The following is a 9,964-nucleotide window of genomic DNA, read 5'->3' as shown; positions in this document are numbered from 1 at the left end:
CGCTGGATGCGGGGCGCGTGCGGGTGCGGACGATGACGCTGCCGGACGCCTACCAGGATCACGACAGCCCCGAGAAGATGTACGCCGAGGCCGGCCTCGACGCCGACAGCATCGTCAAAACCGCCCTCACCGCACTGCCGGCGGCCTCCGGAAAGGCCGAGCCGGCCAGCAACGTGGTGAGCGTCCGCCGCCGCCCGCGCTGAGGCGACCCGCCGGGAACCGAATCCCGAACGCCGGCGCCGACGCGCTCTCGGGCCCGGGCTCCCGCCGCCCCGCGGGGTCGACGGGCCCGCGTTCGCGGCCGCGCGCCGCGGCTGCGCCGGCGACCGCTCCGCCTCCGTCACCCTGGCATCCGCCGGGCGGCTCCGGGATTGACGGCGTGGATCCTCACCCACGCGCCGCCCGCGCGGGAAGTGAAGACAGGTCGCCCGTGAGGGCCGCGGGCCCGCACGGGCTCGGGGCCTCGACGCGACCTCGCGGATTCCGCGTCGAGGCCCCGAGCCCGCGTCACCCGCCGCGCCCTGAGCCGGCCGGTCGTGCGATGCGACGCCCCCAATCCTGAATACATAACGCAGTGACGGCCGAGCTGGCGCGGAGCTTGCGAGACCCGCGGCGTGAGTCCGCGCCGCGCCAACGCCATCCCCCTCCTTGCCGAAGGCGCCCCGAAGCCGCCGGCCGTGCCGGCGCTCGCCCGGGGGCCGTTGTCACGCCGGGCCATTGCGCCCGTGCATCGGAACCGTTCTAACTCGCCCCCAAGGTGTGGGCCGGCGATCGATGCTTGAGATCCACACCGCCAGGGAGAAGACGATGGACCGCAGGACCTTCCTCAAGGGTTCGGCCGCGATCGGGCTGGCCGCACCGCAGGTCGCGAGGCCGGCACTCGCCCAGGGCGCCAAGGTGCTGCGCTTCGTGCCCCAGGCGAACCTCGCCAATTTCGACCCGATCTGGGGGACGCAGTACGTCGTGCGCAACGCCGGCACCCTCGTGTGGGACATGCTGTACGGCGTCGACGACCAGTTGAAGCCGCAGCGCCAGATGGTCGAATCCGAGGAGGTCTCGGGCGACAAGCTGACCTGGACCTTCCGGCTGCGCCCCGGTCTCAAGTGGCATGACGGCGAGCCGGTGCTGGCCAGGGACGTGGTGGCGAGCCTCAACCGCTGGATGGCCCGGGACCCGATCGGCATCATGATCCGCGGCGTCCAGGACGAACTGGCCGCCACCGACGACCGGACCTTCCGCTGGCGCCTCAAGAAGCCGTTCCCGAAGCTGCTCTACGCCCTCGGCAAGACCAACGCCCCGATGGCGCTGATGATGCCGGAGCGGATCGCCAAGACCGACCCGTTCACGCAGATCACCGAGTATGTCGGCTCGGGCCCGATGAAGTTCGTCCGCAACGAGTGGGTGCCCGGCGCCCGGGCGGTGTTCGAGAAGTTCGCCGACTACAAGCCCCGCGACGAGCCGAATTCCTGGCTGGCGGGCGGCAAGCACATCCTGGTCGACCGGGTCGAGTGGGTGATCATGCCGGACGCCGCCACCGCGTCCGCGGCCCTGCAGAACGGCGAGGTCGACTGGTGGGAGAACCCGATCTCCGACTTGGTGCCGCTCCTGCGCAAGAACAGCAACCTGAACGTCGATATCGCCGATCCGCTGGGCAATGTCGGCTCGTTCCGGATGAACCACCTCTATCCGCCCTTCGACAATCCGAAGATCCGCCAGGCGGTCATGACCGCGATGAACCAGGAGGATTACATGCGGGCGATCGTCGGCGACGACGACGCCCTGTGGAAGAAGCTGCCGGGCTTCTTCACGCCGGGCACGGCGCTCTACAGCGAGGCGGGCGGCGAGAACGTCGGCAAGGGCGACATCAAGCTCGGCCAGAAACTGCTCAAGGAAGCCGGCTACAAGGGTGAGCCGGTGGTCTGCATCGTGGCGCAGGACCAGGGGATCACCAAGGCGCAGGGCGACATCACCGCCGACTTGCTGAAGCAGATGGGCTTCAACGTCGACTTCGTCGCCACCGACTGGGGCACCACCGGCACCCGCCGCACGTCGAAGGCGCCGCCGGCCCAAGGGGGCTGGAACATGTTCCACACGTGGCACGCGGGCGCCGACACCATCAATCCGGCGGGCTACCCGGCGGTGCGGGCCAGCAGCGACAAGGCGTGGTTCGGCTGGCCGAACATCCCGCCGGTTGAGACCGCCATCGCCGAGTGGTTCGACGCCGCCGACCCGGCCGCCGAGAAGGCCGCCATCGACAAGGTCAACGCCGCCGCCTGCGAGGGCGTGGTCTACGTGCCGACCGGGTTCTTCCTGGGCTACCAAGCGTGGCGCAAGAACGTCTCGGGCATCGTGAAGGGGCCGATCCCGTTCACCTGGGGCGTGTCGAAGGCGTGATGGGGCAGGGGGCTGTCATGGCAGAAACAGCCGCTCACCGTCCCGCCCGCCTCCGCGGGGGAGGGGGGGGCCTGGATCAGCCGGGGTCGGCCGAGGGGAGCGGCGTCTCCGGAGGAGGCGCCGCCGTCACGGCGGGCACAGCCCCGTTCCGTGTCGTCGCGCCGCCCCGCTCCGGACCGCCTCCGGGGGCCACCCTCCCCCGCAGCGGGGGGAGCCGCAGCGGCACCCGCCCCTGCATCCCGCCCGCACGATAGCGAGGACCCATGCTCGGCTATATCGGCAGGCGAATCCTGGCCACCATCCCGGTCATGGCGGTGGTCGGGCTGTTCGTCTTCAGCCTCCTCTATTTCGCCCCCGGCGACCCGGCCGCGATCATCGCGGGCGACCAGGCGACGCCCGACGACGTCGCCCGCATCCGCGCCACGCTGGGCCTCGACCGGCCCTTCCTGGTGCGGTTCTGGGAATGGTCGTGGCAGATCCTCCACGGGGATCTCGGCACCTCGATCTTCACCAACCTGCCGGTCACCACCATGATCGGCCAGCGGGTGCAGCCCACCGTCTCGCTGATGCTCGTCACCCTGGTCTTCGCCATCGTGGTGGCGGTGCCGCTCGGCGTCGTCGCCGCCTGGAAGGCCGGCAGCCTGATCGACCGCCTCGTCATGGGGCTCGCCGTGATGGGCTTCTCGGTGCCGGTCTTCGTGGTCGGCTACGTGCTGGCCTACGTCTTCGCCCTCGAACTCGGCTGGCTGCCCGTGCAGGGCTACACGCCGATCGAGCAGGGCCTGTGGCCCTGGTTCGCCAACCTGATCCTGCCGGCGGTGACGCTCGGCCTCGTCTACATCGCGCTGATCGCCCGCGTGACCCGGGCGACGATGCTCGACGTGCTGAGCCAGGATTACGTGCGCACCGCCCGGGCGAAGGGGCTGGCGCAGGGGCCGGTCCTGTTCGTCCACGCCCTCAAGAACGCCGCGGTGCCGATCGTCACCGTCATCGGCATCGGCATCGCCCTGCTGATCGGCGGCGCGGTGGTGACCGAGACGGTCTTCGCGATTCCCGGCCTCGGGCGCCTCACCGTCGATGCGATCCTGCGGCGCGACTACCCGGTCATCCAGGGCGTCGTGCTGCTGTTCAGCTTCGTCTACGTGCTGGTGAACCTCGCCATCGACCTGTTCTACACCGTGCTCGACCCGAGGATCCGCTATTGACCGCGACCGTCGCGCCCTTCTCCGACAGCGCCCGGCAGGCGGGCGCCCCGCCCGAAGGCGCCGCCCCCAAGGCACCGCCGCCGGGCCTCGCCGTCGCGGCGCCGCTGCCGGATGTCATCCCAGCCCGCAAGCGCCGGGGGCCGATCTGGACCTATGTGCGCCGCAACCCGACCATCGTGGTCGGCGGCGTGCTGCTCCTCGTCGTGTTCCTGATGGCGGTGCTGGCGCCGTGGCTCGGCACCGTCGATCCGACCGCCCTGGCGCCCGCCAAGCGCACCCGGGTGCCCTCCGCGCAATACTGGTTCGGCACCGACATGCTCGGCCGCGACGTCTACTCGCGGGTGGTCTACGGTGCCCGGGTCTCCCTGCTGGTCGGTTTCTCGGTGGCGTTTCTCGCCTCGATCGCGGGGCTGGCGGTCGGCCTCGTCTCCGGCATGGTGCGCTGGCTCGACGGGATCGTCATGCGGGTCGTCGACGGCATGATGTCGATCCCGCCGATCTTGCTGGCGGTGGCGCTGATGGCGCTCACCCGCGGCTCGGTCCAGAACGTCATCGTGGCGATCACCATCGCGGAGATCCCGCGGGTGGCCCGCCTCGTGCGCGGCGTGGTGCTGTCGCTGCGCGAGCAGCCCTACGTCGAGGCGGCGGTGACCACCGGCACGCGGATGCCGGCGATCATCTGGCGGCACATCCTGCCCAACACCCTGGCGCCCATGACCGTGCAGGCGACCTACATCTGCGCCTCCGCGATGATCACCGAGGCGATCCTGTCGTTCATCGGCGCGGGCGTGCCGCCGTCGACGCCCTCCTGGGGCAACATCATGGCCGAGGGAAGGGCGCTCTGGCAGGTGAAGTTCTACATCATCCTGTTCCCGGCGATCTTCCTCTCGATGACGGTGCTCGCCGTGAACCTCGTCGGCGACGGCCTGCGCGACGCCCTCGACCCCCGCATGGCGAAAGACGTGTGATGAGCACAGGCGTGAGCGGCGCACCCCTCCTGTCGATCGAGAACCTGCAGGTCCATTTCCGCACCCCCGACGGGGTGAACCGGGCGGTGGACGGGGTCTCCTTCGCGATCCAGTCGGGCGAGACCCTGGCGATCGTGGGCGAATCCGGCTGCGGCAAGTCGGTGACCTCGATGTCGATCCTGCGGCTCCTGCCCGAGCCGCCGGCCCGCATCGCCGGCGCCATCAAGTTCGAGGGCCGGAACCTCCTCGACCTGCCGAACAGCGCTATGCGCAAGATCCGCGGCAACGACATCAGCGTGATCTTTCAGGAGCCGATGACGAGCCTGAACCCGGTGCTGACGGTGGGCCGCCAGATCGGCGAGACCCTGCGCCTGCACCAGGGCCTCGGCCGGCGCGAGGCCGAGGCGCGGGCCGTGGAGATGCTGACGCTGGTGGGCATCCCCGAGCCCCGGCGGCGGGTGCGGGAATATCCGCACCAGCTCTCCGGCGGCATGCGCCAGCGGGTGATGATCGCCATCGCGCTCGCCTGCTCGCCGAAACTCCTGATCGCCGACGAGCCGACCACCGCCCTCGACGTGACCATCCAGGCCCAGATCCTCGACCTGATGCGCGACCTGAAGGCCCGGGTCGGCGCCGCGATCATGCTGATCACCCACGATCTCGGCGTGGTGGCCGAGGTCGCCGACCGGGTGGTGGTGATGTATGCCGGCCGCAAGGTTGAGGAGGCGCCGGTCCGCGACCTGTTCCGGGCGCCGCGCCACCCCTACACCCGCGGCCTGATGGGGGCGGTGCCGAAGCTCGGCGCCGTCGAGCACGGCGCCGACGCGCGCCTCGCCGAGATCCCCGGCATGGTCCCGAGCCTGAAGGGCCGGATCGAGGGCTGCGTCTTCGCCGGGCGCTGCCCGGACGTCACCGACCTGTGCCGCGCCTACGCCCCGGCCCTGGAGCCGAAGGCGCCCGGCCACCTCGCCGCCTGCCACTACGCGCCGAAGGACGCCCTCGCGGCATGAGCGCCACGCCCGCACCCGCCGGCCGCACCCTGCTGGAGGTCAACGACCTCAAGAAGCATTTCTCCCTCGGCGGCGGCCTGTTCGGCCGGTCGACCCGCGTGCTCAAGGCGGTGGACGGCCTGTCCTTCACGGTGGCCCGCGGCGAGACCCTGTCGCTCGTCGGGGAATCCGGCTGCGGCAAGTCCACCGTCGCCAAGGCGCTGATGCGCCTCTACGCGCCCACCGCCGGCCAAGTGGTGCTCGACGGGAAACGCATCGACGACCTCTCGGCCGGGGCGCTCCGGCCCCTGCGGCGCCACATCCAGATGGTGTTCCAGGACCCATTCTCGTCACTCAACCCGCGGATGCGGGTGCGGGCGATCCTGGCCGAGCCGATCCGCAATTTCGGGCTGGCCCACAACGCCGCCGACCTGGAGAGCCGCCTCGCCAGCCTGATGGAGCGGGTCGGCCTGCCCCGCGAGGCGCTCGGGCGCTTCCCGCACGAGTTCTCGGGGGGGCAGCGCCAGCGCATCGGCATCGCCCGGGCGCTCGCCGCCGAGCCGGACCTGATCATCTGCGACGAGGCGGTCTCGGCGCTCGACGTCTCCGTGAAGGCGCAGATCGTCAACCTGCTGCGCGACCTGCAGCGCGAGCTCGACCTCGCCATGCTGTTCATCTCGCACGACCTCGCCATCGTCGAGCACATGACCCATCGCGTCGCGGTGATGTATCTCGGCAAGATCGTCGAGATCGGCCCGCGGCGGGACATGTTCCTGGCGCCCAAGCACCCCTACACGCAGGCGCTGCTCTCGGCGGTGCCGATCCCCGAGCCCGGGGCCGGGCGCACCCGCATCGTGCTCAAGGGCGACGTGCCGAGCCCGATCGACCCCCCCGCCGGCTGCCGCTTCCACACCCGCTGCCCGCACGCCTTCGACCGCTGCCGGGTCGAGGTGCCGGGCCTCGATCCCGTGGGCACCGGCCACTTCGCCGCCTGCCACCTCAACGACGCGGCCGCGCCGGCCCGCGCGGCCTGACAGCCACCCGGAGCCTCCAGTGCAGCACGACCTCATCCTGAAGGGCGCGCGGGTCGTCGACCCGTCGCAGAACCACGACGGGATCTGCGACGTCGCCTTCGCGGACGGCCGCGTCTCGGGCTTCGGCCGCGACCTGCCGGCCGGCCCCGGCACGCAGGTGCGCGACATGGCCGGCGCCATCGTCACGCCGGGCCTGATCGACCTGCACACCCACGTCTACTGGGGCGGCACGTCGCTCGGCATCGACGCCGACGATTTCTGCCGGACCTCCGGGGTGACCACCTCGGTCGATACCGGCAGCGCCGGGCCCGGCAATTTCGCGGGCTTCCGCAGCCACGTGATCGAGCGCTCGCAGGCGCGGATCCTCGCCTACCTGCACGTCTCGTTCGCCGGCATCTTCGGCTTCTCGAAGACCATCATGGTCGGCGAGAGCGAGGATCCGCGGCTGATGGCGCCCCGGGAGGCCGTCGAGGTCGCCGAGGCCAACCGGGACGTGATCGTCGGCATCAAGGTCCGGGTCGGGCGCCACGCCTCCGGCGACCAGGGCACCGCGCCCCTCGACATCGCCCTGCAGGTCGCCGAGGAGACAGGCCTGCCGCTGATGGCCCATATCGACGAGCCGCCGCCGAGCTACGAGCAGGTCCTCGCCATGCTGCGGCCCGGCGATGTGCTGACCCACGCGTTCCGGCCGTTTCCGAATTCTCCGGTGACCGCGCAGGGCGCCGTGAAGCCGGCGCTCCGCGAGGCGCGGGCGCGGGGCGTGCTGTTCGACATCGGCCACGGCAAGGGCTCGTTCGCCTTCAGGACCGCGCGGGCCATGCTGGCGGGCGGCTTCCTGCCCGACACGATCTCGTCGGACGTCCACCAGCTCTGCATCGAAGGGCCGGCCTTCGATCAGGTCACCACGATGTCGAAGATGCTCTGCCTCGGCATGAGCCTCACCGACGTCGTCGCGGCCTCGACGGTGAACGCCGCCGTGGCGCTCAAGCGCATGGAGTACGGCACCCTGAAGGTCGGGGCGCTCGGCGACGCCACCGTGCTGGCCGTGCGCGACGGCGCGTTCGACTACGTCGACACGCGCGGCGAGACCCTGACCGGCGCCCAGCGCATCACCGCGGAGGGCGTGGTGCTGAAGGGCCGGTGGTGGCACCCGCCCTGAGCCGGGGGTCCCCCGGCCCCCGACCTCAGGCAGCCCGGACGGTCGCCAGGAAGCGCCCGACCTCTGCGGCGAGGTGCTCGGATTGGCGCGACAGCTCGGAGGCCGCGCCCAGCACCTGACTGGCGGCCGCCCCGGTCTCCTCGGCCGCGCTCGCCACGCCCGCGATGGTGCTGGTCACCGCGCCGGTGCCCTGCGCCGCCTGGGTCACGTTGCGCACGATCTCCTGCGTCGCCGCGCCCTGCTCCTCCACGGCGGCCGCGATGGTGGTCGACACCCCGCTGATCTCCTGGATCCGCGCCGTGATCGCGCCGATCGCCGTCACCGCCTGACCGGTCGAGCCCTGGACCCGCGCGATCTGGCCGGAGATCTCCTCGGTGGCCGTGGCGGTCTGCTCGGCCAGCGCCTTCACCTCGGCGGCGACCACGGCGAAGCCCCGCCCCGCCGGGCCGGCGCGCGCCGCCTCGATCGTGGCGTTCAGCGCCAGCAGGTTGGTCTGACCGGCGATCGAGGAGATCAGCCCGACCACGTCGCCGATGCGAGCCACCGCCGCGCTCAGCTCCTGCACCAGTGCGCCGGTCCGGTCGACCTCGCCGACGGCCCGCCGGGCGAGGTCCGCCGAGCCGTCCACCTGCCGGCCGATCTCCTGCACGGAGGAGCCGAGCTCCTCGGCGGCGGCCGCGACCGTGTTGACGTTCGAGGCCGCCTCCTCGGCCGCCGCCGCCACGGTGACGGATTGGCTCGAGGTCTGGCCCGCCATGGCCGACAGGGAGCCGGCCGTGGCCTGCAGCTCGGTGGCGGAGGAGGAGACGAGGCCGATGATGCCGCCGACGGCCCGCTCGAAGCCGTCGGCCATCTGGCGCATGCCGCTCCGGCGCTGCTCCTCCGCGGCGAGCCGCGCCTCGGCGGTCTCCGCCTCCAGCTGCCGGGTGCGGATCAGGTTGTCCTTGAACACCTGCACGGCGGACGCCATCGCGCCGATCTCGTCCCGGCGGTTCCGGTACGGCACCTCGGCGGCCTCGCCGCGGGCCAGGGCCGACATGGCCTGCGTGATCACCGTGATCGGGCGGGAAACCCGCAGCAGGCCGAACAGGGACGCCGCCAGCGCCGCCGCGACCGCCACCGCCACCGCGACGTAGGCGGCGACCATGGCGGCGTCGGCCTGCGTCAGGGCCGTGGTGGTCTCCTGGTGGGCGCTGCGGTTGTTCAGCTCCGCGTCCGCCGCCAGGGCGTCGCGCATGCGGTTGTACAGGTCGAGCTGCTCGCGGCTGCCGATCAGCGCCAGCGCCTCGGCCGGGCGACCCTGCTCGAGGAGCTGGGACATCGTCCGGTTGGACGCCTCGTACCGCGCCCACAATCCGCCGAACGTCTCCCACAGCGCCCGCTCCTCGGGCGAGGAGATCATGGGCTCGTAGATCGTCCGGTCGGCGGCGAGCTTGGCCATGGCGGTCGCCTGGAGCGTCTGGTTGTCGGCCCGCTGCTCCGGCGTCGCGTTGAAGGTCAGCATGCGGAACTGTTTGACGCGGATGTCGGCCACGTCATTCTGGATCGTGCCGAGGATCAGAACCGAGGGCAGCCAGTTCTTCGTCACCTCGTTCACAGAGTAGCGGATGCCCGACAGCTTGGTCAGGGACAGGGTTCCCTGACCCGCGGCGATGAGGGCGAGGCAGCCGAAGGCTCCGATCAGGACCGCCTTGATGGACAACTGAAACCGCATGGAGGGACCCCAGAGATTGCTATCGATCCGAACCGATCGGATTGCGCGCGTCACCACAGGGTGAAGTCATGAAAGATATGTCTTAAGAAGTAACTGCGGTCGATAAGTCCATGAATGCACGTCGGGGCGCATCAAAGACTTTAAGATATAGATATTTATAATATTGCGGGTGGATCGACGGATTTTATAACGCGAAAACACCCGAAATCCGAATATGCAAGACCAACCAAGCGTTTTGGGCCGCCATGACAGGTGCGGCTCCGGGACGGCCCTCCGGGGTATCACCGCCTTTACAGCCTCCGACCGCGCCCGATACACGTTTCCGTGAGACCCGGACCCTCTCCGGGCCGTCAGCGACACGCGGCCCAAGCCGCGGCGCGTGGGAGGATGGATGGACACGGGTCAGCCTCTTCTGGAGGTCGATGGCGTCACGCTCCGCTACAAGACGCCGGACCACCTCGTCACGGCCACCTACCGGGTGAGCTTCCGGGTCTGGCCCGG

At 70.9% G+C, this 9,964-nt stretch carries 7 protein-coding genes and 1 pseudogene; 7 read left to right on the top strand and 1 reads right to left on the bottom strand.

Features of this window, described 5'->3' with window-relative positions; genetic code table 11:
• The 7 genes and pseudogenes from MKK82_RS10820 to MKK82_RS10790 all read left to right on the top strand — a co-directional run.
• Positions 1 to 203, top strand: a pseudogene (locus MKK82_RS10820) (1-deoxy-D-xylulose-5-phosphate synthase); the annotation flags it as partial.
• A gap of 604 nt (positions 204 to 807) precedes the next feature.
• Entirely contained in the window at positions 808 to 2,394 is a 1,587-nt protein-coding gene (locus tag MKK82_RS10815) for an ABC transporter substrate-binding protein (RefSeq protein ID WP_243985627.1), read from the top strand.
• A gap of 263 nt (positions 2,395 to 2,657) precedes the next feature.
• Complete coding sequence (locus MKK82_RS10810; RefSeq protein WP_238293896.1) at positions 2,658 to 3,599, top strand: ABC transporter permease; 942 nt, start codon at positions 2,658 to 2,660, stop codon at positions 3,597 to 3,599.
• Positions 3,596 to 4,567: an ABC transporter permease gene (locus MKK82_RS10805; protein ID WP_373323416.1), complete on the top strand. Its 972-nt coding sequence runs from the start codon at positions 3,596 to 3,598 to the stop codon at positions 4,565 to 4,567. Before MKK82_RS10810 ends, MKK82_RS10805 begins: the two co-directional genes overlap by 4 nt.
• Complete coding sequence (locus MKK82_RS10800) at positions 4,567 to 5,577, top strand: ABC transporter ATP-binding protein (RefSeq protein WP_238293895.1); 1,011 nt, start codon at positions 4,567 to 4,569, stop codon at positions 5,575 to 5,577. The genes MKK82_RS10805 and MKK82_RS10800 overlap by 1 nt, the downstream gene beginning before the upstream one ends.
• Entirely contained in the window at positions 5,574 to 6,590 is a 1,017-nt protein-coding gene (locus tag MKK82_RS10795) for an ABC transporter ATP-binding protein (protein WP_238293893.1), read from the top strand. The genes MKK82_RS10800 and MKK82_RS10795 overlap by 4 nt, the downstream gene beginning before the upstream one ends.
• Before the next feature lie 19 nt (positions 6,591 to 6,609).
• A complete protein-coding gene (locus tag MKK82_RS10790; RefSeq protein ID WP_243985625.1) occupies positions 6,610 to 7,749 on the top strand; it encodes an amidohydrolase/deacetylase family metallohydrolase in 1,140 nt (379 codons plus the stop codon).
• A 25-nt stretch (positions 7,750 to 7,774) separates the two neighbouring features.
• On the opposite strand, the gene MKK82_RS10785 is transcribed toward MKK82_RS10790, so the two are convergent.
• Positions 7,775 to 9,463, bottom strand: a complete 1,689-nt coding sequence (locus tag MKK82_RS10785) for a methyl-accepting chemotaxis protein (RefSeq protein WP_243985623.1) — start codon at positions 9,461 to 9,463, stop codon at positions 7,775 to 7,777.
• Positions 9,464 to 9,964 lie beyond the last annotated feature (501 nt).

Origin of the sequence: Methylobacterium sp. E-046 (genome assembly GCF_022829625.1) — a bacterium.
GTDB classification, from domain to species: Bacteria; Pseudomonadota; Alphaproteobacteria; order Rhizobiales; family Beijerinckiaceae; genus Methylobacterium; species Methylobacterium longum.
This window is presented reverse-complemented; position numbering and strand designations above follow the sequence as displayed.